General features: G+C 61.5%; 25 protein-coding genes. 9 read left to right on the top strand and 16 right to left on the bottom strand.

All coding sequences use genetic code 11. The annotated features are described in order from the left end of the window. Positions 1-84: 84 nt before the first annotated feature. Positions 85-1422: an argininosuccinate synthase gene (gene argG / locus GOQ25_RS03755; RefSeq protein WP_160349107.1), complete on the bottom strand. Its 1338-nt coding sequence runs from the start codon at positions 1420-1422 to the stop codon at positions 85-87. Positions 1423-1590: 168 nt separating this feature from the next. Continuing rightward, positions 1591-2532 carry an ornithine carbamoyltransferase gene (gene argF, locus GOQ25_RS03750; RefSeq protein WP_160349119.1) on the bottom strand — a complete coding sequence of 314 codons (942 nt, stop codon included), beginning with the start codon at positions 2530-2532 and terminating at the stop codon, positions 1591-1593. Between the two features lie 111 nt (positions 2533-2643). Between argF and GOQ25_RS03745 the strand changes: the two genes are divergently transcribed. Beyond that, positions 2644-2934: a DUF3579 domain-containing protein gene (locus tag GOQ25_RS03745; protein WP_160349106.1), complete on the top strand. Its 291-nt coding sequence runs from the start codon at positions 2644-2646 to the stop codon at positions 2932-2934. A gap of 128 nt (positions 2935-3062) precedes the next feature. On the opposite strand, the gene GOQ25_RS03740 is transcribed toward GOQ25_RS03745, so the two are convergent. Both GOQ25_RS03740 and GOQ25_RS03735 read right to left on the bottom strand, forming a co-directional pair. Next, positions 3063-4028, bottom strand: coding sequence for a 2-hydroxyacid dehydrogenase (locus tag GOQ25_RS03740; protein WP_160349105.1), 966 nt, complete (start codon positions 4026-4028; stop codon positions 3063-3065). Between the two features lie 51 nt (positions 4029-4079). Then, positions 4080-5051 (bottom strand): tripartite tricarboxylate transporter substrate binding protein, encoded by a 972-nt coding sequence (locus GOQ25_RS03735; RefSeq protein WP_160349104.1) that lies wholly within the window; start codon positions 5049-5051, stop codon positions 4080-4082. A 299-nt stretch (positions 5052-5350) separates the two neighbouring features. Between GOQ25_RS03735 and GOQ25_RS03730 the strand changes: the two genes are divergently transcribed. From GOQ25_RS03730 to garL, 5 genes are all read left to right on the top strand, one after another. After that, a complete protein-coding gene (locus GOQ25_RS03730; RefSeq protein WP_160349118.1) occupies positions 5351-6319 on the top strand; it encodes an SMP-30/gluconolactonase/LRE family protein in 969 nt (322 codons plus the stop codon). A 7-nt stretch (positions 6320-6326) separates the two neighbouring features. Continuing rightward, positions 6327-7115, top strand: a complete 789-nt coding sequence (locus GOQ25_RS03725) for a FadR/GntR family transcriptional regulator (RefSeq protein WP_160349103.1) — start codon at positions 6327-6329, stop codon at positions 7113-7115. Between the two features lie 75 nt (positions 7116-7190). Next, on the top strand, positions 7191-8303 hold the full coding sequence (locus GOQ25_RS03720) for an Ldh family oxidoreductase (protein WP_370519878.1): 1113 nt from the start codon (positions 7191-7193) through the stop codon (positions 8301-8303). Between the two features lie 116 nt (positions 8304-8419). Next, positions 8420-9391, top strand: a complete 972-nt coding sequence (locus GOQ25_RS03715; RefSeq protein ID WP_160349117.1) for a tripartite tricarboxylate transporter substrate binding protein — start codon at positions 8420-8422, stop codon at positions 9389-9391. Positions 9392-9421: 30 nt separating this feature from the next. After that, positions 9422-10189, top strand: coding sequence for a 2-dehydro-3-deoxyglucarate aldolase (gene garL / locus GOQ25_RS03710; RefSeq protein WP_160349101.1), 768 nt, complete (start codon positions 9422-9424; stop codon positions 10187-10189). Between the two features lie 157 nt (positions 10190-10346). On the opposite strand, the gene rpsT is transcribed toward garL, so the two are convergent. From rpsT to GOQ25_RS03660, 10 genes are all read right to left on the bottom strand, one after another. Next, positions 10347-10610, bottom strand: coding sequence for a 30S ribosomal protein S20 (rpsT, locus tag GOQ25_RS03705; RefSeq protein WP_094821746.1), 264 nt, complete (start codon positions 10608-10610; stop codon positions 10347-10349). 132 nt (positions 10611-10742) lie between these two features. After that, on the bottom strand, positions 10743-11672 hold the full coding sequence (locus tag GOQ25_RS03700) for a DUF4880 domain-containing protein (RefSeq protein WP_370519877.1): 930 nt from the start codon (positions 11670-11672) through the stop codon (positions 10743-10745). Between the two features lie 120 nt (positions 11673-11792). Next, positions 11793-13361: a murein biosynthesis integral membrane protein MurJ gene (gene murJ / locus GOQ25_RS03695; protein ID WP_160349100.1), complete on the bottom strand. Its 1569-nt coding sequence runs from the start codon at positions 13359-13361 to the stop codon at positions 11793-11795. Positions 13362-13465: 104 nt separating this feature from the next. Further along, a complete protein-coding gene (locus GOQ25_RS03690; protein ID WP_160349099.1) occupies positions 13466-14224 on the bottom strand; it encodes a 3-hydroxyacyl-CoA dehydrogenase in 759 nt (252 codons plus the stop codon). An 82-nt stretch (positions 14225-14306) separates the two neighbouring features. After that, positions 14307-14963, bottom strand: a complete 657-nt coding sequence (adk, locus tag GOQ25_RS03685) for an adenylate kinase (RefSeq protein WP_160349098.1) — start codon at positions 14961-14963, stop codon at positions 14307-14309. A gap of 99 nt (positions 14964-15062) precedes the next feature. Beyond that, positions 15063-15830, bottom strand: coding sequence for a 3-deoxy-manno-octulosonate cytidylyltransferase (gene kdsB, locus GOQ25_RS03680; RefSeq protein WP_160349097.1), 768 nt, complete (start codon positions 15828-15830; stop codon positions 15063-15065). Then, positions 15827-16018 carry a Trm112 family protein gene (locus tag GOQ25_RS03675; RefSeq protein WP_160349096.1) on the bottom strand — a complete coding sequence of 64 codons (192 nt, stop codon included), beginning with the start codon at positions 16016-16018 and terminating at the stop codon, positions 15827-15829. Before GOQ25_RS03675 ends, kdsB begins: the two co-directional genes overlap by 4 nt. Positions 16019-16101: 83 nt before the next feature. Continuing rightward, positions 16102-17085, bottom strand: a complete 984-nt coding sequence (lpxK, locus tag GOQ25_RS03670; protein WP_236844479.1) for a tetraacyldisaccharide 4'-kinase — start codon at positions 17083-17085, stop codon at positions 16102-16104. Positions 17086-17190: 105 nt separating this feature from the next. Further along, the gene (locus GOQ25_RS03665) at positions 17191-17604 is read right to left on the bottom strand and encodes a biopolymer transporter ExbD (protein WP_160349095.1); all 414 of its coding nucleotides are present in this window, start codon (positions 17602-17604) and stop codon (positions 17191-17193) included. Then, the gene (locus tag GOQ25_RS03660; RefSeq protein WP_160349094.1) at positions 17601-18221 is read right to left on the bottom strand and encodes a MotA/TolQ/ExbB proton channel family protein; all 621 of its coding nucleotides are present in this window, start codon (positions 18219-18221) and stop codon (positions 17601-17603) included. Before GOQ25_RS03660 ends, GOQ25_RS03665 begins: the two co-directional genes overlap by 4 nt. A gap of 341 nt (positions 18222-18562) precedes the next feature. Here GOQ25_RS03660 and xseA point away from each other — a divergent pair, with 341 nt between their 5' ends. Both xseA and sodB read left to right on the top strand, forming a co-directional pair. Further along, on the top strand, positions 18563-19921 hold the full coding sequence (gene xseA / locus GOQ25_RS03655; RefSeq protein WP_160349093.1) for an exodeoxyribonuclease VII large subunit: 1359 nt from the start codon (positions 18563-18565) through the stop codon (positions 19919-19921). A gap of 187 nt (positions 19922-20108) precedes the next feature. Further along, positions 20109-20687, top strand: coding sequence for a superoxide dismutase [Fe] (gene sodB, locus GOQ25_RS03650; protein ID WP_160349092.1), 579 nt, complete (start codon positions 20109-20111; stop codon positions 20685-20687). Positions 20688-20788: 101 nt separating this feature from the next. Here the strand turns inward: sodB and clcA are convergent, their stop codons facing one another. Then, a complete protein-coding gene (gene clcA, locus GOQ25_RS03645; RefSeq protein WP_202109316.1) occupies positions 20789-22201 on the bottom strand; it encodes a H(+)/Cl(-) exchange transporter ClcA in 1413 nt (470 codons plus the stop codon). 266 nt (positions 22202-22467) lie between these two features. On the opposite strand from clcA, the gene pcaF reads away from it, so the two are divergent. Beyond that, positions 22468-23673, top strand: coding sequence for a 3-oxoadipyl-CoA thiolase (gene pcaF, locus GOQ25_RS03640; RefSeq protein WP_160349091.1), 1206 nt, complete (start codon positions 22468-22470; stop codon positions 23671-23673). 187 nt (positions 23674-23860) lie between these two features. On the opposite strand, the gene GOQ25_RS03635 is transcribed toward pcaF, so the two are convergent. Further along, positions 23861-24331, bottom strand: coding sequence for a DUF192 domain-containing protein (locus GOQ25_RS03635; protein WP_202109320.1), 471 nt, complete (start codon positions 24329-24331; stop codon positions 23861-23863). Positions 24332-24442: the final 111 nt, after the last annotated feature.

The following is a 24442-nucleotide window of genomic DNA, read 5'->3' as shown; positions in this document are numbered from 1 at the left end:
CAACGATCGCCCTGACGCTGTAAAACAAACGGCCGCTCACCCTAAGGTGGCGGCCGTTATATCTGCGCTTGTCAGCTTGCGCGTTTACTTCTTGCCAGAGTCCTTCAACTGAGGCAGCGCCGTGCCCGACGAGGCGAGCAAGCCAGTCTGCACGTACGTGAAGAGCTTGGCGCGCGTGTCGGTGATGTCCAGGTTACGCATCGTCAGCTGGCCGATACGGTCGGCCGGCGTGAAGGGTGCGTTCTCGACTTTTTCCATCGACAGGCGCTCGGGCGCGTAGGTCAGGTTGGGCGATTCGGTGTTCAACAACGAATAGTCGTTGCCCCGGCGCAGTTCCAGCGTGACTTCGCCCGTGACCGCGCGCGCGACCCAACGCTGAGCGGTTTCGCGCAGCATGATGGCTTGCGGATCGAACCAGCGGCCTTGGTACAGCAGACGGCCCAGCTTGCGGCCGTTGTCGCGGTATTGCTCGATGGTGTCTTCGTTATGGATGCCCGTGACCAAGCGCTCGTAGGCGATGAACAGCAGCGCCATGCCCGGGGCTTCGTAGATGCCGCGGCTCTTGGCTTCGATGATGCGGTTCTCGATCTGGTCGCTCATGCCCAGGCCATGACGGCCGCCGATGCGGTTGGCTTCGAGCATCAGTTCGACCGGGTCGGCGTATTCGACGCCGTTGAGGGCGACGGGTTGGCCTTCCTCGAAACGGATGGTGACTTCCTCGGCCTTGACCTCGACGTCATCGCGCCAGAATGCCACGCCCATGATGGGCTTGACGATGCGGATGCCGGAGTTCAGATGTTCGAGGTCCTTGGCTTCGTGGGTCGCGCCCAGCAGGTTCGAATCGGTCGAGTAGGCTTTTTCGGCCGACATTTTGTAGTCAAAGCCCGCCTGACGCATGTACTCGGACATCTCGGAACGGCCGCCGAGTTCGTCGATGAAGCGCTGGTCGAGCCAGGGCTTGTAGATCTGCAGGTTGGGGTTGGTGAGCAAACCGTAGCGATAGAAGCGCTCGATGTCGTTGCCCTTGAACGTGCTGCCGTCGCCCCAGATGTTGACGTCGTCTTCTTTCATGGCGGCCACGAGCATGGTGCCCGTGACGGCGCGGCCGATAGGCGTGGTGTTGAAGTACGTCAGGCCGCCGGTCGAGACGTGGAAGGCGCCTGCCTGCAAGGCGGCGATGCCTTCGGCCACGAGCTGTGCGCGGCAGTCGATCAAACGGGCTTTTTCAGCGCCGTAGGCCAGGGCCTTGCGCGGGATCTCGTCGTAATCGGATTCGTCAGGTTGACCGAGGTTGGCAGTGTAGGCGTAGGGGATGACGCCATTGTTGCGCATCCACAGCAGGGCCGCGCTGGTATCCAGGCCGCCCGAAAAGGCGATGCCGACTTTCTGGCCGAGGGGCAGATTGGGAAGAATTGTGGTCATGGTGTGATCTAAAGCGCCTACGGGGACGTATAGGACGAAACAAAAGGGCGACGGAGAGGCAAGGCCAGAGGCCCACGAAGGGCCGGGCATCGCTGCCGAATCGGCCATTTTAGCGCGTTTGAATGCGCATCGCGGGCACCGTCATGCCGTGCCCGCGCGCTGCGTCGATTAATCGATCTTGCCGAGCAGCAAGAATTCCATGAGGGCTTTTTGCACGTGGAGGCGGTTTTCGGCTTCGTCCCAGACCACGCTTTGCGGGCCGTCGATGACTTCGCCGGTGACTTCTTCGCCGCGATGGGCGGGCAGGCAGTGCATGAATACCGCGCTCGGATCGGCCACGGCCATCATTTCGGCATCGACGCACCAGTCGGCGAAGGCCGCGCGGCGGGCTTCGTTTTCGGCTTCGTAGCCCATGCTGGTCCAGACGTCCGTCGTCACAAGATGCGCGCCACGGCAGGCCTCGACCGGGTCGGAGAACTGGCGCAGCACCGTTTCCGGCGGATTGCCGATACGGTTGGCCTCCAGCTCGTAGCCGGGCGGGGTGGAGACGTGCAGCGTAAAGCCCAACATCTCGGCTGCTTGCAGCCAGGTGTAGGACATGTTGTTGGCGTCACCGATCCATGCCACCGTCTTGCCGGCGATGGACCCGCGATGCTCGATAAACGTGAAAATATCGGCCAGGATCTGGCAGGGGTGGTACTCGTTGGTCAGGCCGTTGATGACCGGCACGCGCGAATGCGCGGCGAAACGCTCGATTCGGGTTTGCTCGAACGTGCGGATCATGACGATGTCGACCATGCGCGAGATCACGCGCGCCGTGTCTTCGATCGGCTCGGAGCGGCCCAACTGCGAGTCATTTGAGGTAAGGTTGATGACCGAGCCGCCCATTTGATACATGCCGGCCTCGAACGACACGCGGGTACGCGTGCTGGCTTTTTCGAACACCATCGCGAGGGTGCGATCGTGTAGCGGCATATGAGGCTCGTAGCGTTTGAACTTGTCCTTGATCAGGCGAGCGCGATCGAGCACATAGGCGATTTCGCTAGGGGAAAAATCCCGAAACTGCAGGAAGTGCCGCAAGGGGCCGGTCTGGTGCGAAGGCAATGTCATGGTGCAAGAGGGCAAGGCCAAAACATCAATCATATACAATTCGCGGCGCGGGTCACATCTTTGTCGTTAGTCCCATCTGATGCTGCACACGGGGTCCGCGGTGAAAAATTCATGACAGATCGCGTCAAACAATTCGTTATTCATGGCGTCACAGAGAGTGGCGCCCGTTTCCGACCCAGTGATTGGGCCGAGCGCCTCGCCGGCGTCATGGCCCAGTTTCGGCCGCCTGGCACGACCGGCAGTCACCTGACCTACTCGCCTTATGTGCTGCCAACCTTGATCGATGGGGTGCGGGGTATCGTGGTCGATCAGCGGCTGCGCGAACTGGAGCCGCTGGCATATAAATTCGTCGTGGACTTCGCTCGCGACAACAATCTGAAAACCGAAGAGCGCGAGGTCTGAGTTCCAGACGGGGCTCCTCGTCATTTGTTGCTCTGGGTGAGGGGCGCAGCGCACCTGCACGCCCTTGGCGAATGCGAATTTTTTCCGTGATGCGATAGCTCTTGGCGAGCTATCGCATGTCGTGGCAATTATTCGACCGGCGTGACCAGTTTGCCGCTCTGGAAGAATGACGCCAGGTTTTCCAGCATCAGGTCTTCCATCGCCATGCGGGTCTCGTAGCTTGCGCTGCCGATATGCGGCAAGAGCACCGTGTTATCGCTGTCGATGAGTGCTTCGGGCACGTTGGGCTCGAACTCGAATACGTCCAAGGCGGCGCCGCCGAGCTTGCCGCTTTCGAGTGCAGCGATCATCGCTTGTTCATCAATCACAGGACCGCGCGCGATATTGACGATGATGCCCTTGGGGCCTAGCGCTTCGAGGACGTCTTTGTTGACCAAGTGGCGGGTCTCGGGGCCGCCGACCGTGGCGACGACGAGGAAATCCGCCCATGCGGCGAGGTCAACCAGCGATGCCTCATAGCCGTAGGGCACGTCGGTGCGCTCGCGACGGTTGTGATAGCGCACGTCCATGTTGAACCCTTTGCCGCGTTCGGCAATGGCTTGGCCGATACGGCCCAGACCGACAATGCCCAGTTTCTTGCCGCTGACGCGGATGCCCAGCGGAATCGAGCCATGCACCTGGCCCCAGCGGCCCGCGCGCACGAAACGGTCGCCCTGACTCATGCGGCGGGCGCCCGCGATCATCAGACCCCAGGCGAGATCGGCCACGCAATCGGTCAACACGTCCGGCGTGTTGCTGACCACCACGCCACGCGCTTGCGCGGCCTTCAGGTCGATAGTCTCGTAGCCAACGCCCCAGCTGCAGATCGCCTTGAGATCGGGTAGCGCATTGATTAGCTCAGCGTTTGCGCCCATGTTGGCGGAGGTCACCATGGCGGTGATGCCCCGACCGTGCTCGGCCAGCGCGGCCAAGGCCGCGCTGCGATCGCCGTAGCTCCAAAACTCAAACACGTCGTAATCTTTGGCCAACCGTTGGTTGGCAGAGGGGGAGCCGGACAGAGAGCCGACCTGAAGAATGCGTGGCTTGGTGGTCATGTCGTTGCGGTTAAGGGTCGAAAAAGTCAATGCTACTGGATTATTGGCGCATTACTGCAATTCAATGCCGCCGTCTTTGATTACCTTTTTCCAGCGGGCGACTTCTTCTTTTTGGAAGGCGGCGAACTCCTCGGGGGTGTTCGCGACCACCTCAAAGCCCAGGCCTTGGAGCGTCTTGGTCACGCCGGGTTCTTGCAGCGTTTCGCGCAATGCGCTGGACAATTTGTTCACGACAGGTTCGGGCGTGTCCTTGGGCACGGCAAATCCTTGCCAGGAATAGACCACCATGTCTTTAACGCCAGCCTCCCCGAGGGTGGGCACGTCGGGCAGTTCGGGCGAGCGTTTTTCGCCGGTGATGGCCAATGCTTTGAGCTTGCCGGCCTGCACGTGTTTTTGGACCGCGCCTAAATTCTGGAACGACACGTTGACCTGTCCGCCCATCAGGTCGGCAATCGCCGCGCCGCCGCCGCGATAGGGCACGTCTACGCCAGTGGTGCCGGTGCGTTGACGGAAGAGGATGGCGGAAAGGTGATCCGATGAGCCGGTGCCGGAGGAGGCGTAGGAAACCGCCCCGGGATTTTTCTTGGCGTATTCGACTAGTTCGGCAACCGTGTTGGGAGGAAAGGAAGGCGGAGCAACAAGGATGTTGGGGTTGCGCACGGCCTGCGTGAGATACGTGAAGTCTTTGCTGGGGTTGTACGACAGCTCTTTGTAGAGGGCCTCGTTGATCGCGAACGTGCCGATAGAGCCCACCATCATGGTGTAGCCATCGGGCGTGGAACGCGCCAGCGCCTGCGCGCCGATGGCGCTATTGGCCCCGGGCTTGTTCTCTGCGACAAAGGTCTGCCCCAGCCGTTTCTGCATGCCGGGCAATACTGCGCGTGCGGTAATGTCGGAAGAGCCGCCCGGCACGAATGGCACGATGACGGTGACGGGCTTATTGGGATAGTCGTCCGCGTGAACGGGGGCGGTGCCGAGCAGGGTGACGCCAGCCGTGGCCAGCGCGAGGATGGTTTTTTTCATAGTGTCTCCGGGAGCGCGCGCATTGCGCATCTTGTCAAACAAACACAGTCATTGAAGGTATGCTTGTCAACCAAGTATACTTTTTTGATCGGATAACGTGGGCGTTGCGCGGTAGGAATTTGGCAGTACATACCCTAGTGTGAGTCGATCCTTGCAACCGAATAACAATACGTGGAGACAGTGAGATGAAGACCAGTTTTGGGGACGCGGATGCCAATTCGGCGCGCGAGCCGAGGGAGCATGTCGATGCGGGCATGATCGATCCGCATCGACGTAAATGGTTAGCCGGCGCGGGCGCCATGGCGGTGACTTTCCCGACATTCGCGCGCGCTTGGCAACCCGCGCAAGCGTATCCCGATCCTGCGATTGAAATACTGGACCCGGCTTTTGAGTCCTATCGTCTCTTTAACGCGGGCATCGAACGTATCGCCACGGGCATGCGTTGGAATGAGGGCCCGGTATGGTTCGGTGATGGACGTTTCCTGTTGTGGAGCGATATTCCGAACGATCGCATCATGAAGTGGGAAGCCTCCACGGGAGCAGTCAGCGAATTCCGCAAGCCTTCGAACTTCGCGAATGGGAATACGCGGGATCGTCAGGGTCGTCTGGTGACTTGCGAGCATCTGACCCGTCGCGTCACGCGTACGGAATACGATGGCTCGATCACAGTATTGATGGACAGCTACGACGGCAAGCCGCTGAATTCGCCCAACGACGTGATTTGTCATTCCGATGGATCGATCTGGTTCACGGATCCGCCATTCGGGATTGGCGGCTACTACGAGGGCCGCAAGGCGACGGCAGAATTGCCGCATTCGGTCTATCGCATCGACGCGGAAACGGGCAAGGGCGAGGCGATTATCACGGACCTGAAAGGGCCCAATGGATTATGTTTTTCGCCTGATGAGTCGTTGTTGTATGTGGTCGAAGGCCGCGCCACGCCGAATCGTTTGATTCACGTGTATGACGTGCTCGAAGGTGGTAAAAATCTGGGCAATCGCCGCGTGTTCCTTGACGCTCAGGGTGGCACGATAGACGGCATGCGTTGTGACGTGGATGGCAATCTGTGGTTGGGCTGGGGCATGGGTGAGGGTAAAGACGGCGTGATGGTGGTATCGCCGCAAGGCAAACGCATCGGTCATATCCATCTGCCCGAGCGCTGCGCCAATCTGTGTTTTGGCGGCGAGCATCGCAATCGTTTATTCATGGCATCGTCGCATTCGATATATGCCTTATACGTGAACACGCAAGGCGTGGCGGGTGGCTGAAAAAACAATGTCGACCAAGCGCAAATCCCCGCAAACCGCCGCTGGCGCGGCCACGAAGCCGACGCAGGCCGATGCGGTAGTAGGCGTCGCGGCGCTCGATCGTGGCCACCGCGTGCGTTTGGCCGACCAGCTCTACGGCAGGATCTTCGAACAGATTGTCGAGGGCCATTTGAATGTGGGTGACAAGCTGCCCTCGGAACATGAAATCTGCGACCGGTTCAGCGTTTCGCGGCCGGTGGTGCGCGAGGCATTGCTACGGCTGCGCGCCGATGGCTTGATCACGGCGCATCAAGGACTGGGCACCTTCGTCAGTCATCAGCCGGCGCCGCGCCTGAAAACTTTTAGCGATGTGGGCAATGTCAGCGCGTATTTGCGCGCGCAGGAGATCCGTGTGGCGTTGGAGGGCGATGCCGCGCGGCTGGCGGCCTTGCGCCGTACCGATGACGAACTGCACCACATTGCCGAGGCGCATGAGGCGTTTTTAGAAGAACTGGAGCATGGACATGTGTCCGCGAGTACGGATCTGGCATTTCATGCCAGCATCGCCCAAGCGACAGGCAACGATTATTACTTGGGCGTGCTCGTATCGATACACGAATCCATCAGCGGGTTCATGCGGCTGACGCTGAATCTCACGCGCACGGGGTCGCGCCAGCGTGCGCAACGGGTGGCCGACGAGCACAGCGCCATCCTTGCCGCGATACGCGAGCAGGACGGCGAGCGCGCGCGCATCGCGATGCAGTTCCATTTGGGGCAAGCGCGTCATCGGCTGGTGGATCGGGAGCGGGATCAATAATCGAGGCCATGCGTGCAATCGCAGGTCGGCGTTTTAGACGACATAGAGCGGACGATGCGTCCGGAGGAGAGGAGTGTGCAGGTTGATAGTCGTCAGGTGAAGCATGTGCCGGTCGAGCGCGTGCGATTACAGATTTACCGCGTGCTGACACAATGGGGAATGCCCGAGGATTTGGCCGGGACGACGGCCGATCTCATGGCGGAAACGGATTTGCTGGGGATAGATTCGCACGGCATTTCGATGTTGCCTGCGTATGAAAACAAGCTGCGCGCAGGCACCTTGCAGATTGGTGCACGACCGCGCGTGGTGCGCGATAGTCTGTGCACGGCGGTGCTCGATGGTATGGCGGGTTTAGGCTATCCCGTATCTGCCCAAGCCATGAATCTCGCTGTCGACAAGGCGCTCGAGCATGGCGTGGGGGCTGTTTCGGTGCGCAATTCTCATCACTTTGGCGCTGCGGGCGTCTACGCGCGCATCGCGGTGCGGCGAGGTGTCGTGGGTCTGGTGACCAGTAGTGCGACGACGCTCATCATGGTGCCAACGAATGGCGCGGCGCCCATGCTCGGCACAAACCCGATTGCGTTTGCCGCACCCACGGCGCGCCACGAGCCTTTCGTGCTCGACATGGCCACCACGACCGTGGCGGCCAACAAAGTGAAGGTCTACGATTTTCATGGCAAGACCTTGCCCGAGGGCTGGGCGGTGGACGACAAGGGGCGCAGCGTCACCAACGCGGCCGAAGCCATGGGCTATATCTTCGAGCAGCGCGGCGGCGGTTTGACGCCGCTGGGTGGCACGCCGGCGATGAGTAGTCATAAAGGCTATGGCTTGGCCATGATGGCGCAGATTCTTGGCGGCACGCTCAGCGGCAGCGCCTTGGCCGCCCGCCAGATGGCGACCCGTAAACCTGGTGACCCGGACGACATAGGCCATTTTTTCCTGGCGCTCAATCCAGAGGCGTTTCGTGATTCTGGCTCCTTCACCGAGGAGCTGGACGACGCTATCGATACGCTGCACCAGACGCCGCCCGCCGATCCCGCCAAGCCCGTGCAGGTGGCCGGGGAGGTCGAGGCGCAAGAGCGCGCGCGTCGCGAGAACGAGGGGGTTCCCATTCCGCCGGCGCTGGAGGCCAAGCTGCGCGCGATCTGCGAACGCAGTGGCGTGGAGTATGTGCTGTCGGGCGATTGATCGCCCCGGCCCCGACAACAACGAGGGCGAATCCAGCTCTCGATAATTAAGGAGATGACATCATGAAAATGAATAAGAAAGCGTTCCACCCGAGCCGTCGTGCGGCAATTTCCGTCATGGGACGTGGGCTGGGCGCAGCCGCCCTGGCGCTGTCGATGACGGCGCTGGGTACGGGTGCGGCATTCGCGCAGGACTGGCCGAACAAGCCCGTGCGCCTCGTCGTGCCATTCCCGGCTGGCGGCAGCACCGACGCGGTCGGCCGCCTGTTGGCCGCGGAGCTGGCGAAAGACCTCGGTCAGAACGTTATCGTGGAGAACAAAGGTGGCGCCAACGGAAACATCGGCTCGGATGCCGTGGCGAAATCCGAAGGCGATGGCTATACCCTGCTGCTCTCCGGCGTAGGCTCGAACGCCATCAATTATTCGATCTACAAGTCCATGCCGTATAGCGACAAGGACTTCAAGCACGTGTCCTTGCTGGCTCGCGGGCCTAATGTCTTGGTGGCAAATCCCGAGTTTCCGGCCAAGACGTTCAAGGAATTTATCGAGCTGGCCAAAGCCGAACCGGGTAAATACACGCACGCCAGCTCGGGCAGTGGCTCATCGGGTCACCTGGCGATGGAAATGCTCAAGCAAGCCGCCGGCATCGACTTGATGCACGTGCCATACAAGGGAGGCGCCGCCGCGATTACCGACACGATTGGGGGCCGCGTTTCGGTGCTGTTTTTGAACCAGGACAACCTGCTGCCGCAGGTGCAATCCGGCAAGCTGCGCGCCCTGGCGGTGGCCAGCGAGAAGCGCAACCCCGCCTATCCGGATACGCCCACCATCGCGGAATCGGGTTACCCGGGTTTCGCGGCGGAGTCCTGGTTTGGACTGTCTGCCCCGGCTGGTACGCCTGACGCGGTGGTCGACCGCTTGAATAAGGCGACCGTCAAAGCCTTGTCGAACCCGGAACTGCGTAACAAGCTCGAAAGCGTGGGCTTTGTCATCGTCGCCAGCAATCCGCAGGAATTTTCTACCTTTGTCTCGAACGAGATCGATAAATGGGGCAAGGCGGCCAAAGAATCGGGCGCAACGCTCGATTAACGCCAAGTCCAACCGTTTCAAGGAATCAACATGACTTCACCCGTGCCTAATCGTTTTCGCCAGCAAATCCTGGCGCGCGAGCGGCTGATCGGTTTTTGGATGTGTATGTCTAACCACCTGACCGCAGAGTTGGCGGGCCTGGCGGGTTACGACTGGCTGTTGGTGGATGGGGAACATTCACCTAACGAAATCTCGCTGATGATGCAGCAGTTGCAAGCGCTGCAGGGTAGTAACAGCGCAGCGGTCGGGCGGCCGTCTTGGAACGATCCGGTCGAGATCAAGCGGATGCTGGACATCGGGTTTTACAACCTGCTCATCCCCTTCATCGAGTCCGGCGACGATGCGCGCCGTGCCGTGGCCGCTACGCGCTACCCGCCGCAAGGTATGCGCGGTGTGGCGGGCATGCAGCGTAGCAACCGCTACGGCACGGTGCCTGATTATCTGCACACCATTAACGACAATATCTGCGTGCTGCTGCAGATCGAAAGCCGCGCTGGTGTCGAGGCGGTGGACGATATTGCATCGGTGGAAGGGGTGGATGGCGTCTTTATCGGCCCTTCGGACCTGGCCGCTGGTCTGGGGCATATCGGTAATCCGGGGCATCCAGAGGTTCAGGAGGCAATTCGCCATCTGTACGAGCGCATCACCGCCCATGGCAAGGCTGTGGGTACCTTGGCGCCAGTGCCGGCGGACGCCCGCCGCTACCTGGACATGGGTATGCACTTCGTGGCCGTAGGCACCGATCTGGGTGTGTTCAAGCAAGCCACGTTCGCATTACGCGAATCGTTCGCGAAGTAAGCGAGGACGCTCCCGGCTCATGTGGGCCGGGGGCGATAGGTCCTGGGCTCTGAAAGCCGCAAAAAAACCTACGCAGCAATAACAAAAGGATGCCCAAAGGCATCCTTTTGTTTTGCCGTATTCATGCAGCCCTGCGGAGCAGGGACAGCAGAATGGCTTAAGCCAGCGCCTTGATGGCAGCGGCCAGGCGGCTCTTGTGGCGAGCAGCCTTGTTCTTGTGGATGATGTTCTTGTCAGCCACGCGGTCGATCACGCTGGTGGCTTTCTGGAACACCTCACTAGCCGCCGCCTTGTCGCCGGCTTCGATCGATTGGCGTACGCGCTTGATGGCGGTGCGCAGCATCGAGCGCAGGCTGGAGTTGTGCTTGTTACGCTCGACGGATTGACGAGCGCGCTTGCGGGCTTGGGCGGTATTGGCCATGTGTGAATAAATTAAGTGAATTCGGCAAAGTCCAACATTTTAGCAACTTTACCGGGGATTGCAAGAGGGTTCACTCGGTCTAGGGCGTTTGGCGGCGCGACGAGCACTTTCGCGCGCGCTCAATAGACGCCATTAAGACGTCGACACCGAAATCGTCGTCAACCAGCGAGTGTAACGCTGTATTGAGATCGGAAGTTGCTCGGCCATCGTTTGTAGCGTCCCCTCGACGTCGTCCAACGAATACTCGCCGAACACCGGCAGTCCGCCCGCCGAGGTGGTGACGCGCAGCGCGCCGAAGTAGTAGGGACGTAGGGCGTTGAGGACTTCGCTTAAGGTCGCGCCTTGGGCGATGATTCGTCCTTGCTCCCAGGCGGCACGATTCGCCAGCTCGCGGCTCGGTTCGCCCAGGCGCTCGCTATCGAATCGGATGCCCATCCCTGGCTCAAGCACAGTGCGCATGCCAGAAAGGGTCTCCACGTCTATCGGTGCATCGTGGGCGACGACCAACGTGCGAAACGTCTGCTTGCGCACCATGTACCGGGCGCCTCCCGACCGTATCATGCCCTCGGGCGTAATCGTGAGGAAGGGGCGCGCTTCATCGACCGCCGACACGGCGACCGCGCCGTTTTGCAAGGTCAGCTGCCGCAAAGACGGGGTGAAATTCAAATTGACCGCGCTGCGGGCATCCAGCAGCAGATGGCTGCCGTCAGACAGCGTGTAGCGACGGCGTTCGCCAAAACCGGTAGAGGCGTCCGACAGCAAATTGCGTAATGGATAGATTTCGTTGCCCGCATAGGCGGCTGCCCCCACGACGGAGCAAGCGGCCGCGGCAGCAAGGAAACGACGGCGACTTCTCTCGGGGCGAACCGCGTCCGCCACGGAGCCGAAGCCGTCGTGGATCTGTTCGAAACTGGAGCCGTCCACGCGCATAGCCAGGTTTTTCCAGGCTTGCAGATGCGCGGGATCGGCATCACGCCATGCACGGAATGCCGCGTAGTCCTGCTCTGTAGCCTGACCCGAGCGCAGCAAAGAGAGCCAATGATTAGCTTGGTTCGCCAGCATGGATGTACTGCTAAAGGGAGGAGGAAGTCCCATAAGCGATCCGTAACTGGGGTTTATTCGTAAATTTTTGAAGCAGTTTACATGGATTATGTACCAGAGTATGAATCCGGTTAGAAATATTTATTTTTGCGGCGTGGCGCGACGCCGGGTGAAATCGCGCGGGCGGAATCCGCAGACAAAGAGGGCCCCAAAATAGGCGATGCCACTAGCGCCCAGCACCAGGGCGAGCCACATTGCTCGCTGACCGGGGGTCGCTTGCAGCGCAATCCAATCCAGATGTTGATCGGCGTACCACAGCACGAGCGCCAGGGCGGCCAGCGCGGGTACGAGCCGCAGACCAAATGCCGTCCATCCGGTGCCGGGGCGATACGTACCACGCCGAAGCAACCCGATCAGCAATGCCAGCGCGTTGATCGTGGCCCCTAGGCCGATCGCCAGCGCCAGGCCGGCGTGAGCAAACACCGGCACCAACACCAGGTTGAGCAACTGCGTCACGATCAGCACCATGATCGCGATCTTGACCGGCGTGCGGATGTCTTGCTGAGCGTAGAAACCCGGCGCCAGGATTTTGACACTCAAAATGCCGATCAGGCCAACGGAGTACGCCATGACGGCCAGCCGCGTCTGCGCGACGTCCTGCGCCTGGAATGCGCCGTAGTGAAATAGCGTAGCGACCAAGCCGTCAGACAACATGGCCAAGCCCACGGCAGCCGGCACGCCCAGCAAAATAGTCAGGCGCAAGCCCCAATCCAACAGCGCCGAATAGTGGGCTTGGTCCCGTTGCGCATGCGCGGCCGACAGGCTCGGTAACAGTACCGTGCCTAGCGCGACGCCCAGCAGCGCCGTGGGAAACTCCATCAGACGATCCGCGAACGACAGCCACGTCACGCTGCCCGGGGTCAGCCAGGTCGCGATGTTGGTGTTGATCAAAAGCGAAATCTGCGCGACGGAAACGCCCAGCGTCGCAGGCCCCATCTGTTTCAGGATACGGCGCACGGTGGCATCGCGCCATGCATCACGCAGATTCGTGCGCAAACGGGGAGTTAATCCCAGACGGGCGAGCGCCGCCCACTGTACCGCCAGCTGTGCAATGCCACCTGCCATGACCCCGATCGCCAGCGCGTAAATAGGCACTTCTACGCGCGGGCTCAGCCACAGGCAGGCGCTGATCATCGACACATTCAACAGCACGGGCGTGAACGCCGGCACGGCGAATCGGCGCCACGTATTAAGCACCCCGGAGGCGAAAGCGACAAGCGACATGCAGACGATGTACGGGAACATCACCCGCGTCATCCACACAGCGGCGTCAAATTCGGCAGCGCGGCTGGCGTCGCGCATGCCGCTGGCCATGGCGGTGACCACCCACGGCGCGGCAAGTATGCCTATCAACGTGACAGTCATCAGCGTCAGCGTCAGTAGCAGAGCGACCCGATCCAGCAAGGTACGTACTTCGTCTTCGCTGCGTTCCGTGCGGGCGGCGCCCAGGATCGGCACGAATGCCTGGGCGAAGGCGCCTTCGGCAAACAGGCGGCGCAGCAAATTAGGGATGCGAAAAGCCACCCAGAAAGCGTCGGTTAACGGCCCCGCGCCAAAAGCGCGCGCTACCAGAATATCGCGTACCAGACCCGTGATGCGCGACAACAGCGTAAAGGAACTGACGGTGGCGGCGGAACGAAACAGACTCATGGCTTCAGACAAAAAAGGCCCCAAAGCAAGGTGCTAGGGGCCGGGTAAACCTCAGGCAGTGCGAACCCGGCACGCAGTGTGCAGCCGAGGCGCGCGCGACGAGTTTACTTGGGCGGCATACGGATGGCGCCGTCCAGGCGGATGGTTTCACCGTTGAGCATCTCGTTGGTGACAATGCTGTAGACGAGCTTGGCGTAGTCTTCCGGACGACCCAGGCGGGCGGGGAAGGGGATGCTGGCAGCCAGTGAGTCCTGCACTTCTTGCGGCATACCGAAGATCATCGGCGTGCCGAAGATGCCCGGGGCAATCGTCATGCAGCGGATGCCGGTCTTGGCCAAATCGCGCGCGATGGGCAGCGTCATGCCGGCAACACCCGCCTTGGACGCCGAATAGGCCGCTTGGCCGATCTGGCCGTCGAAAGCAGCCACGGAAGCGGTGTTGATCAGCACACCACGCTCGCCGGTGGGCTCGGGCGTATTGGCGCTCATGGCCGCTGCGGCCAAACGCATCATGTTGAAGCTGCCGATCAGATTGATCGAGATGACCTTCTGGAACAGATCGAGAGGATGCGCGCCGTTTTTACCGACGATCTTGGCGGCGGGCGCGACACCCGCGCAGTTCACCAGGCCAAACAGGGCGCCGAGTTCTTGCGCGGCGGCGACGGCACGCTGGCCGTCGGCTTCCTGCGTGACATCGCAGTGCACGTAGCGCTGACCCAGCTCTTTAGCCAAGGCCTCGCCCGGCTCGTCCTGCACGTCTGCGATCACGACTTTCGCGCCATTCTCGACCAACATGCGCACAGTGCCAGCGCCCAGGCCGGACGCCCCGCCAGTCACAATGAATACCTTATTTGCGATTTCCATACGGCTTTAGAAAGGGTAAAGGTTCAATAGAAGCGCCGTGGCGAACCACGGCGCAGGGTGCGGAGTGTCCGCGTCAGCCCGATCAGCTGGCCAATGCCGCGAACAAGCGTTGTTTGATTTCGTCGACGGCGCCCACGCCTTCGATTTTGCGATACTTCGGCGCGTTCTGGTCGCCGGATTCGGCCCACGAGGAGTAGTAGTCAACCAGCGGACGAGTCTGGTTCTGATAGATCTCCAGACGGTTGCGTACCGTGGCTTCGCTATCATCATCACGTTGCACCAGGGGTTCGCCCGTCACGTCGTCCACGCCCGCGACTTTCGGCGGGTTGAAACGCACGTGGTAGCTACGGCCGCTGGGCGGATGCACGCGGCGACCGCTGATGCGTTCGATGATGTCTTGTTCAGGCACCACGATCTCGACGACGTAGTCCAAGGCGACGCCCGCGCTTTTCAGGGCGTCGGCTTGCGGGATCGTGCGGGGGAAACCGTCGAACAGGTAGCCGTTGGCGCAGTCGGGCTGCTTCAGACGGTCTTGAACGAGGCCAATAATGATGTCGTCGGAGACCAGTCCACCTGCGTCCATCACCTTCTTGGCTTCCAGGCCGAGAGGCGTGCCAGCTTTAACGGCCGCGCGCAGCATATCGCCCGTGGAAATCTGCGGGATGGAAAACTGCTGGGTGACGAAGGCAGCTTGTGTGCCTTTGCCGGCGCCGGGCGGACCGAGCAGAATGAGACGCATGGAAGGAACTCCTGAATGGAAAAATGAAATATTTACGACTGGGGTCGATTATGCCGCAACCCAATGTTGTACGTGGAGAGCCAGATCAGGGAAAACCCGCTATTGCGGGTGATCGGCGTACCACGCGCGCACGCGCTCCAAGTCGGCTGGTGTGTCCACGCCCGCCATGGGCGGTCGCGAGGTTCGGTGTACGACGATATTGCATCCATGCTCTAGCGCGCGCAGTTGCTCTAGTGCCTCAAAGCGCTCGAGAGTGCCCTGGGGCAAACGCGGGAAGCGGCGCAGAAAACTGACGCGATATGCGTAGAGTCCGATGTGATGCAATGCTGGCAAACCCGGTGCTAACAGACGTTCGCCACCCGCCAGCGCGTCGCGCGCCCAGGGAATCGGCGCACGCGAAAAGTACAGCGCGCGATCGTCCGACCCGCATACGACTTTGACGACGTTGGGGTTAAACAGCGATTCGGCGTCGGCAAGCGGACAAGCGCAAGTCGCGATGTCGGCTTCCGGGTGATGCTTTAGTAAATCCGCAACCGCATCGATCAGCTCGGGGTCGATCAGCGGCTCGTCTCCCTGGACGTTAACGATTATGCCGTCGTCGGGGAGATCGAGTTTTTCGGCCGCCTCGGACAGACGATCCGTGCCGGTAGGGTGATCCGCCCGGGTCAGGATGCAGGACACGCCATGTTCGGCGGCGGCCGCGAGGACGCGCTCATCGTCCGTGGCGATGGTCACGCTCGCGGCCCCAGAGGCGGCGGCCCGACGTGCCACGCGCACAACCATGGGCAGGCCCGCAATATCGGCCAACGGCTTGTTGGGCAAGCGCGTTGACGTCATGCGGGCCGGGATTAAGGCAATAAAGCTCACAGTGCAGCCGTGTCGGGACGCGGCGTGTCCAGAGAGCGCGCCTCGGATTCAAGCATAACGGGGATGCCGTCGCGTACGGGGTAGGCGAGGCGGTCTGCGCGGCAGGTCAGTTCGGCCTGCTCGCGGTTGTAGTCGAGGCGGCCCTTGCAAAGGGGGCACACGAGCGTATCTAGTAGGCGGGATTCCATGGCGTCATTCTAAAGCAGTTGATGGCCCGGCGGGCGCGAAAACGCGCAACATTTGTTCTGATCAATACGGTCTTGGCGCAGCATCAACGCGACGTGGCACGCCCTCGTAGCGCCACGTCGATCCGGTCGAAAAGGTTCGGATCTGAGAACCGCGCCTGCACGGGGACTTCCCATAGGCGTGTGTCCGGCGCACGGCGACACTTGATGCCGTCCTTGGCGGTGATGAATATGACTTCCCCGGGTACCGAGTCGAACGGCGACTGGCGGTAGTCATAGTGATCGGGAAGCGCCAGACAAGGGTCGGGGTTGATACCGACAGCTCGCAGTGTCGAGAAAAACCGTTCGGGATTGCCAATGCCCGCAGCCGCCGCAATGCGGCGGGTCTGCTGTGCGCCGGCGAAATCGGTAAGCGGACGCTCGACGCCTGTGGCGAGGTGACGCGCCATATCGGGTTGCAGCCACATATCGACATGGTGCGCGCCGCGCGACGCGCGTTCCGTGCTCGGACGCTCGGCACGGGCACGATTGGTGATGACATAGTGCACGTGGTCCAGCCGGGATGCCGGCTCGCGTAACGGCCCCGCAGGCAGCAGTCGCCCGTTGCCTACGCCACGTCCATCCTGGACGACGATTTCGATATCGCGGGCCAAAGCGAGATGCTGCAATCCGTCATCGGAGACGATGACATTCGTGCGCGGATATGCCTTTAGCAATGCCTCCACGGCCAGCGCGCGACGCGGATGCACCGCGATGGGTACCTGGGCGGTGTGCGCGATCAGGGCTGGCTCGTCGCCGAATGCCGCGGGATCCAGCTCGCCCGCGCCTACGCGTGGCTCGGCGCCGACTTTCACGCCATAGCCCCGGCTGATAACACCCGGGGTCCAGCCTCGCGCGCGCAATGCTTGGACGGTCGCGATAACAACGGGCGTCTTGCCTGTGCCGCCTACAAAGATATTTCCGATCACGATCACCGGGACGGGTGCGCGGTAAACGGGTTTTTCGCCCGCCGCATACTGTGCGCGTCGTCGGGCAACGTGTCTGGCCGTCAATGCCGCCAGTGGGCGCATGAAGGTGGCGAACCAGCCATCGTGCTGCCACTGACGCTGTACCCACGACGTCAGGGCAGCGCCGCGAGAACGAGATTGCGAGTCAGGGCGCGTCACGAGTCCCGCCTATCGCGCATTTTGCGCGGCGAAATTCACGCGGGAAATACCGGCCAGACGCGCCGCTTCCATCATGTTGACCACGGATTGGTGCGCGGCCTGCGCGTCCGCGTTGATCAAGATTATCGGGGCGTCTTTACCAGCGGCGGCCATGGACAGGTTGTCGGCCAGGTCGGCCGTGCTGGGCGCATCGATGAGGGTGCCGTTGATCGCGTAACGCCCGTCGCGGCTGATATCGATCGTGATTGCCGGCGGTGTGTCGCGTTCGATGGCGGCCTCGGGCAAAGTCACCTCGAGCTGGGTGTAACGCGCGAACGATGTCGTGGCCGCCAAGAATATCAGTATCACCAGCAGCACATCGATCAACGGAATCAGGTTGATCTCCAATTCCTCGCGGTCGGCGCGTCGATGTCGAAAATTCATGACGAGGCTCGGGACGGTACCGTCGGGCGCGTCAGTCGCGCCACGCGCGCGGCCGCTTGTTCCATCTCGTTCAACAAATTATCGGCCCGGCTGCGCAAGTATCGATGCGCGATCATGGCGGGAATGGCAATCAGAATCCCAAAAGCGGTGTTGTACAACGCGATAGAGATGCCACGAGCCAGCTGCGCGGGGTCACCACCGGCCGGCGTGTAAGACGCAAAAATTTCGATCATGCCCACCACGGTGCCAAACAAGCCGAGCAGGGGAGCCACCACGGCGACGGTGCCCAGCGCCGGGATAAAGCGATTCAGATCGTGGGCGACCGCACGACCCACGTCTTCGACGGCGGCGCGCTGGACTTCGCGTGGTTGGTTGCGGTGACGCAGCACCTCGGCGAGCACGCGTCCCATCGGGGAATGCTGCTCCAGGCGGCTAAGCGCCTCGGGACCGTCTTGCGCATTGCGCTGCATCTCTAGCACCTGGTCAGGCAAACCGGGCGGCACGATGAGCCGCCGCCGCAACGACAGCAGGCGCTCGACGATTAACGCCAGACCCAGGACAGAGGTAATCAGCAGCGGCCAAATCGGCCAGCCGGCTTCACGGATGATGGACAGCAAAAGAGTGGCTCCGGACGTGGCGGCAATGCGAAGAGGGCGATTTTAGCGCGGGCCGTGAGTCGGGAGGGCGGGGTGGCCGCGCCGACCGTCTCCACGCAAAGCTATCCACAGAATCTGTGGATAATTCTGTGTAAAACTATGCGGAAATGCCTGGAAATGCAGGGTTTGAGCTGGGTTGCTCTTTTTCTTGTCATTTTGTTGAAGCAAAATAGTTCTTAAAGATCAATGGCTTGCTACGTATTTATTGGCGTTGCGGGCCGTTCTGCACGGATTTGCGACTTGATGTATCATCGCGGCCCTTCGGCCGCGTCCTGTGGACAGCCAACTCTCCGGAAAGCCTTATGACAGCTGAGTTTCCCGTCAAAGATGACCTATTTACGCGGGATATCCTGACAGTCGCGCAGCTAAACCAATCAGTAAGCCAGTTGCTGGAGCGCAGCGTTCCGGCGCTGTGGGTGCGAGGCGAGGTTTCGAATTTCACGCAGGCCGCTTCCGGGCATTGGTATTTCACGCTGAAGGACAGCCGCGCCGCCGTTCGGGCCGTCATGTTCCGTAGCCGGGCCAGTTCGGTCGGGTTCGTTCCCCGGGCGGGGGATCAGGTAGAGATTCGTGCTCGCGTGTCTTTGTACGAGCCCAGGGGCGACTTTCAGCTACAGGCCGACGCGATGCGCCGTGCCGGGCTGGGCAATTTGTACGAGGCCTTCCTGCGGTTAAAGACGCAGCTCGCCTCGGAAGGCTTGTTCGACGAGGATGCGAAACGGCGACCGGTGGCGTTGCCGCGCGCCATTGGCGTGGTGACCTCGTTGCACGCGGCCGCCTTGCGGGATGTGTTGTCGGCGCTGGCGCGTCGCGCGCCGCAGGTTCCGGTGATTATTTATCCCGCGCCGGTTCAAGGCGCGGACGCCGCCGCCAAACTCGCCGCCCAGGTGCTTTTAGCGAATGAGCGCCAGGAAGTCGATACGCTGTTGCTCGTGCGCGGCGGTGGCAGCATCGAAGACCTGTGGAGTTTCAACGACGAGGCGCTGGCTCGGGTCGTCGCCGCCAGCGCGATCCCGGTCATCAGCGGCGTCGGGCACGAAACGGATTTCACCATCGCGGATTTTGTTGCCGATGTGCGCGCGCCCACGCCTACCGCCGCGGCAGAGTTAGCCTGTGTGCCGCGCGCGGATCTGCTTGCCCGACTCGACCAAACGGCGCGCCGGCTCGTGCGCGCCCAGGAGCGCCGTATCGAGCAAGCGGCTCAGCGGCTGGACCGAGCTGCCGCGCAGCTCGTTTCGCCCGCGCGGCGGCTCGCTCATCAGGCGGAGCGGCTCAATACACTGCGGCATCGTCTGCTTGCCGCTTGGCAAGGCCCCCACGGCCGGCGCACGGCGCGGGTCGGCATGCTGACGCAAAGACTGAACCACGCCGCGCCGGATACGGGCCGCGCGCAAGAACGCGTGGCGGCCCTGGCGCGGCGGCTGCACCAATCGCACGAACGTCAGCTCGCCACGCGTCAGGCGCGTCTTGCCGCAGTCAGTACCCATCTGCGCGCGGTCAACCCGCAGCACACCCTTGAACGTGGGTATGCCATCGTGCGCGACGCCGAAGGCAATATCGTGCGCGATGCCGCGCGACTGCATGACGGGCAAGCGCTGGCGCTGACCTTTGCCAAGGGCGGGGCGCGTGTGGAGGTGTTCGATACTGGTGATGCGAGCTGAATGGCTCGCGCGTGGCGGCAATCTGCTGCGTTGAAAAAGGAGGGCATTTCAGCACCCAAGACGCGTTCTTAAGACTGATTCTCCTTTCGCGTAACCCCGCATTGCGCTGGGTTACCGCCAAGTTGGCCTCAAAGTGCCGATACAATCACTGTCGCTTGATTGTGCAATCAACCTAGAAGGAACTCACATGGCATTTACGCTTCCCCCCCTGCCTTACGCGCAAGACGCTCTGGCTCCGCACATCTCGAAAGAAACCCTCGAGTTTCACTACGGCAAGCACCATCAGACCTACGTCACGAACCTGAACAACCTGGTCGCCGGCACCGAATTCGAAAACGCTTCGCTCGAAGAAATCATCAAGAAGTCTTCGGGTGGTGTGTTCAACAACGCCGCTCAAGTCTGGAACCACACGTTCTACTGGAACAGCCTGGCTCCCAACGCCGGCGGCGCACCCTCGGGCGCGCTGGCTGACGCCATCAACGCCAAGTGGGGCAGCTTCGACGCGTTCAAAGAAGCGTTCAACAAGTCCGCCGCCGGTAACTTCGGTTCGGGCTGGACCTGGCTGGTCAAGAAGACCGACGGTTCGCTGGACATCGTGAACACCAGCAACGCCGCCACGCCGCTGACCACCGAAGACAAGCCGCTGTTGACCTGTGACGTGTGGGAACACGCCTACTACATCGACTACCGTAACGCCCGTCCGAAGTACCTGGAAAACTTCTGGGCGCTGGTGAACTGGGACTTTGCTGCGAAGAATTTCGCCTAAGTCTTAGCGATACGCCTGATTCGTCAGGATAAATAAAGCTCAGCCGCGGCTGAGCTTTTTTGTTGGGTGGCGCGCTCGGCTGTCGAGCCGGGCGCAGGTCGTCAAGCCAGTCCCGTGCGTTCTTCCGGGTTCACCGTTTTTGGCTTGGCACCGCTTTGCGCGAGCGTACGTTCCAATAGCTGCTCGTAAATCGGCTTGCCGCCGATCCATTGCGCGGTCAGATTCGCAGCCAGGCAGGTGGCGATCAGCGGCATGGTCAAACCATGCGAGCCCGTGAGCTCGAGCGTCAGCACCACGCCCACGATGGGCGCTCGGACGCAGGCGGTAAACAGGCCGCCCATCGCGGCAATGGCAAACGCCAAATACGCATCAGGCGCCTGCGGAATCATGCTGTCGAGCACACCGCCAAAGGCCAAGCCGACGCAGGTGGCCAGCGCCAGAATCGGTGCAAAAATCCCGCCAGGGACGCCGCTGGAGTAGCTACCCACCATGGTGATAAAGCGCAGACATGCCAGGCCCAGCAACACCAGCACAGCGGGATTCGCATTCGTCAATTGTTTGATGACCAGATCGCCGCCCGTAACTGCTTGGGGAACTAACGTGAACAAGGCGCCGACGATCAGCCCGATCAACGCCGGATAGACATAGGGCACGCGTGCATGCATACGCGTTGCCAGCGTACCGGCCGCCAGCAGGCTTTTGTTCAAGCCCACGCCAACGAATCCGAGCACGCAGCCCAATGCGACGAAAGCAGGCAATTGAGAAAGCGTAGGCGTGATAGAAGGCATCGACAAATCCGGCGCCGTCCCGCCAATGACCTGCGTCATCACAGTCGAGAGCAGGGCAGCGGCAATCACCCCCATATAGGTGCGCAGCGTATAGGGAAATTGCTTGTGCGTTTCCTCGATCACGAACAGCACCGCCGCCAGGGGCGCATTGAACGCGCAAGCCAGACCTGCCGCGGCACCGGCCGCGAGCAGCCCGCGACGTTCGGGAATGCTGTTCTTGAAAAAGTCGTTGATGGCCGCGCCAAGCGACGCGCCGATATGAATAGTGGGGCCTTCTCGTCCTAGCACCAGCCCCGAGGATATCGAGATGACGCCGGCGACAAATTTCACCGGCAATACGCGGCGCCAGTGCACCGTGCGCAATCCTTCCATCGCGCCCTCGATTTCCTGCACGCCGCTGCCGCCCGCCTCGGGCGCGACACGCTTGACGATAAAGGCGCAGACGACGGTGCAGACCATGGTGATCAGCGCGACGACGACCACTAGCGGTGCGCCGCTCAGGCGCTGGGCAATCCACTGCGGCCAGCTGATGAGGGTATCGATCAGCATGTGAAAATAGGACCCGACTATGCCGGTCAATAACCCCGTGGCGCACGCCAGCGCGATGAAACGGGCCTGCGCTCGCCCATCACCGGCATTGCCCAGCAGCATCACCACGTCGTCAAGTGGTGGTGGCGAAGGGTCGCCTTTACTCGCCTCGCCGGACAAAGCTTCCTTTTTATTCACTGCAACCCCTTCTTTTCCTTCGGCTTATAGGCAGCCGAATGGAGATAACTTTATTGATCGGCGCATGGGCCGGGTGTCGTAAGAAGTGTATCAATATTCATACCATCGCCCTTGCCAACATGGCAGTCCATCGGGCAGCGGCACGTCCAGCCAATGGACTGTGTCTACAAGATGGACGCTAACAAGACGCGGCGCTGTCGGAGCCGGGCGCGTTGTCGTAAGATCGACGGCGATTCATCTATCACCCATTCTACGAGCTACCATCCATGACCGTTCACGCTTACATTTGTGATGCCATTCGTACCCCTTTCGGCCGTTATGGCGGTGCCCTGGCATCCGTCCGGGCCGATGATCTCGCGGCATTGCCGATCAAGGCGCTGATGGCGCGCAACCCCGGCGTGAATTGGGAAGAGATCACGGATGTGATCATGGGCTGCGCCAACCAGGCCGGCGAAGACAACCGCAACGTCGCACGCATGGCGGCGCTGCTGGCCGGCTTGCCGGTCGAAGTTCCCGGTGGCACGGTGAACCGTCTGTGCGGCTCGGGCCTGGACGCGGTGGGTACGGCGGCGCGCGCCATTCGCGCCGGCGAGGCCGGCTTGATGTTGGCCGGCGGCGTCGAAAGCATGAGTCGTGCGCCCTTTGTCATGGGCAAGGCTGACACGGCTTTCTCGCGTAATGCCGCGATCTACGACACCACGATCGGCTGGCGTTTCGTCAACAAGCTGATGAAAGCGCAATACGGCGTGGACTCCATGCCCGAGACCGCTGAAAACGTCGCCGACGACTTCAAGATCAGCCGCGAGGACCAGGACAAGTTCGCCCTGGCCAGCCAGTCGAAAACCGCCCGCGCGCAGCGAGAAGGTTATTTCGACGCGGAAATCACGCCCGTCACGATCCCGCAGCGTAAGGGCGATCCGATCATCGTCGACAAAGACGAACACCCGCGTGAAACCAGCCTGGAAGCGCTGGCACGCTTGAAGGGCGTCGTGCGCGAGGGCGGTTCGGTGACCGCGGGCAATGCCTCGGGCGTGAATGATGGCGCGGCCGCTCTGCTGCTGGCTGACGAAGCCAGCGCCGCGCGCCATGGCTTGACGCCGCGCGCACGCGTGGTGGGCATGGCGACCGCTGGCGTGGCGCCGCGCATCATGGGCATGGGCCCGGCACCGGCCACGCGCAAGGTCTTGCAGCTCACCGGTTTGTCGCTGGATCAGATGGACGTGATCGAGCTGAACGAAGCGTTCGCCGCTCAAGGTCTGGCGGTACTTCGCGATCTGGGGATTGCCGATGACGACGCGCGCGTGAATCCGAACGGCGGCGCGATCGCGCTGGGTCATCCCCTGGGCGCCAGTGGCGCCCGTCTGGCGACCACGGCCGTGAATCAGTTGCACCGCACCAATGGCCGCTACGCGCTTTGCACGATGTGCATCGGTGTGGGCCAGGGTATCGCGGTCATCCTCGAGCGCGTGTAAATCACCGCCAAGTCAGCGCCGATCGCACGGGTGCATCGGCGCTGCTTTGTTGCGCGGCCAGCCTGTACGGATTAGAGGCGGACTTCATAGAGGCGGACTTCATAGAGGCGGACTTCATCGACGTGTTGCGACGAGTCCCGCTTTGTCAGTCTGGGGCCAAGGTTCCTACGAGCGTGCTCGCCCTTTATTAACGGGGTAACCCGGTGATGCGTTGCCCGGCTTGCACGCCGCGCATGTCGAACCAGCCCTGGGCCATTTCCAGCGCATAGCGTACCGGCTTTGCCGAACAATGCGTGTCGTCCGTTTGAGGCGCCATGTCGTCGATGTTCACGATGGTTCCGTCATCGGCGATAAATGCGATTGATAAGGGCAGGGGCGTATTACGCATCCAGAAACATTGCACCTCCGGCGCGTCGAAGACGAACAGCATGCCATCGTTATCGGGCAGAGCATCGCGGAACATGAGCCCCGTGCGTCGGGTGGATTCGGTATCGGCCACCTCCGCGCGAATCACGTGGATACCTGCGGTCAGCTTGGCGACGGGCAGGCCAGTCTGGGCGCTTGTAGTCGATTGCGCATGCACGGGTGCGGCGCAGACAAGCATTACGGCTGCCAGCGATTGGCACGCGCGTTGCAGCGCACGGCGACGGGCAAACATCCCAGTCACGGAACGGCAGAACGGAATCGGACGGATGGACCGCAGGGCGAGAGGAGTCAACATAAGGCGTAGCAAGCAGCAAACAACAATAAGGCGGGGCATGATGCCCCG

The sequence above is a fragment of the Bordetella sp. 15P40C-2 genome, assembly GCF_009763235.1.
Lineage (GTDB): Bacteria > Pseudomonadota > Gammaproteobacteria > Burkholderiales > Burkholderiaceae_B > Bordetella_A.
Note: the sequence above shows the minus strand (reverse complement) of the source record. Positions and strands in the feature narration are given on the sequence as shown.

Bases quoted from the DNA above. Each gene is read 5' to 3' on its own strand.
- argG (WP_160349107.1), bottom strand. From the start codon at position 1,422: ATGACCACAATTCTTCCCAATCTGCCCCTCGGCCAGAAAGTCGGCATC.
- argF (WP_160349119.1), bottom strand. From the start codon at position 2,532: ATGACATTGCCTTCGCACCAGACCGGCCCCTTGCGGCACTTCCTGCAG.
- GOQ25_RS03745 (WP_160349106.1), top strand. From the start codon at position 2,644: ATGACAGATCGCGTCAAACAATTCGTTATTCATGGCGTCACAGAGAGT.
- GOQ25_RS03740 (WP_160349105.1), bottom strand. From the start codon at position 4,028: ATGACCACCAAGCCACGCATTCTTCAGGTCGGCTCTCTGTCCGGCTCC.
- GOQ25_RS03735 (WP_160349104.1), bottom strand. From the start codon at position 5,051: ATGAAAAAAACCATCCTCGCGCTGGCCACGGCTGGCGTCACCCTGCTC.
- GOQ25_RS03730 (WP_160349118.1), top strand. From the start codon at position 5,351: ATGGCGGTGACTTTCCCGACATTCGCGCGCGCTTGGCAACCCGCGCAA.
- GOQ25_RS03725 (WP_160349103.1), top strand. From the start codon at position 6,327: ATGTCGACCAAGCGCAAATCCCCGCAAACCGCCGCTGGCGCGGCCACG.
- GOQ25_RS03715 (WP_160349117.1), top strand. From the start codon at position 8,420: ATGGGACGTGGGCTGGGCGCAGCCGCCCTGGCGCTGTCGATGACGGCG.
- garL (WP_160349101.1), top strand. From the start codon at position 9,422: ATGACTTCACCCGTGCCTAATCGTTTTCGCCAGCAAATCCTGGCGCGC.
- rpsT (WP_094821746.1), bottom strand. From the start codon at position 10,610: ATGGCCAATACCGCCCAAGCCCGCAAGCGCGCTCGTCAATCCGTCGAG.
- GOQ25_RS03700 (WP_370519877.1), bottom strand. From the start codon at position 11,672: ATGCTGGCGAACCAAGCTAATCATTGGCTCTCTTTGCTGCGCTCGGGT.
- murJ (WP_160349100.1), bottom strand. From the start codon at position 13,361: ATGAGTCTGTTTCGTTCCGCCGCCACCGTCAGTTCCTTTACGCTGTTG.
- GOQ25_RS03690 (WP_160349099.1), bottom strand. From the start codon at position 14,224: ATGGAAATCGCAAATAAGGTATTCATTGTGACTGGCGGGGCGTCCGGC.
- adk (WP_160349098.1), bottom strand. From the start codon at position 14,963: ATGCGTCTCATTCTGCTCGGTCCGCCCGGCGCCGGCAAAGGCACACAA.
- GOQ25_RS03675 (WP_160349096.1), bottom strand. From the start codon at position 16,018: ATGGAATCCCGCCTACTAGATACGCTCGTGTGCCCCCTTTGCAAGGGC.
- lpxK (WP_236844479.1), bottom strand. From the start codon at position 17,085: ATGCGCCCACTGGCGGCATTGACGGCCAGACACGTTGCCCGACGACGC.
- GOQ25_RS03665 (WP_160349095.1), bottom strand. From the start codon at position 17,604: ATGAATTTTCGACATCGACGCGCCGACCGCGAGGAATTGGAGATCAAC.
- xseA (WP_160349093.1), top strand. From the start codon at position 18,563: ATGACAGCTGAGTTTCCCGTCAAAGATGACCTATTTACGCGGGATATC.
- sodB (WP_160349092.1), top strand. From the start codon at position 20,109: ATGGCATTTACGCTTCCCCCCCTGCCTTACGCGCAAGACGCTCTGGCT.
- pcaF (WP_160349091.1), top strand. From the start codon at position 22,468: ATGACCGTTCACGCTTACATTTGTGATGCCATTCGTACCCCTTTCGGC.
- GOQ25_RS03635 (WP_202109320.1), bottom strand. From the start codon at position 24,331: ATGTTTGCCCGTCGCCGTGCGCTGCAACGCGCGTGCCAATCGCTGGCA.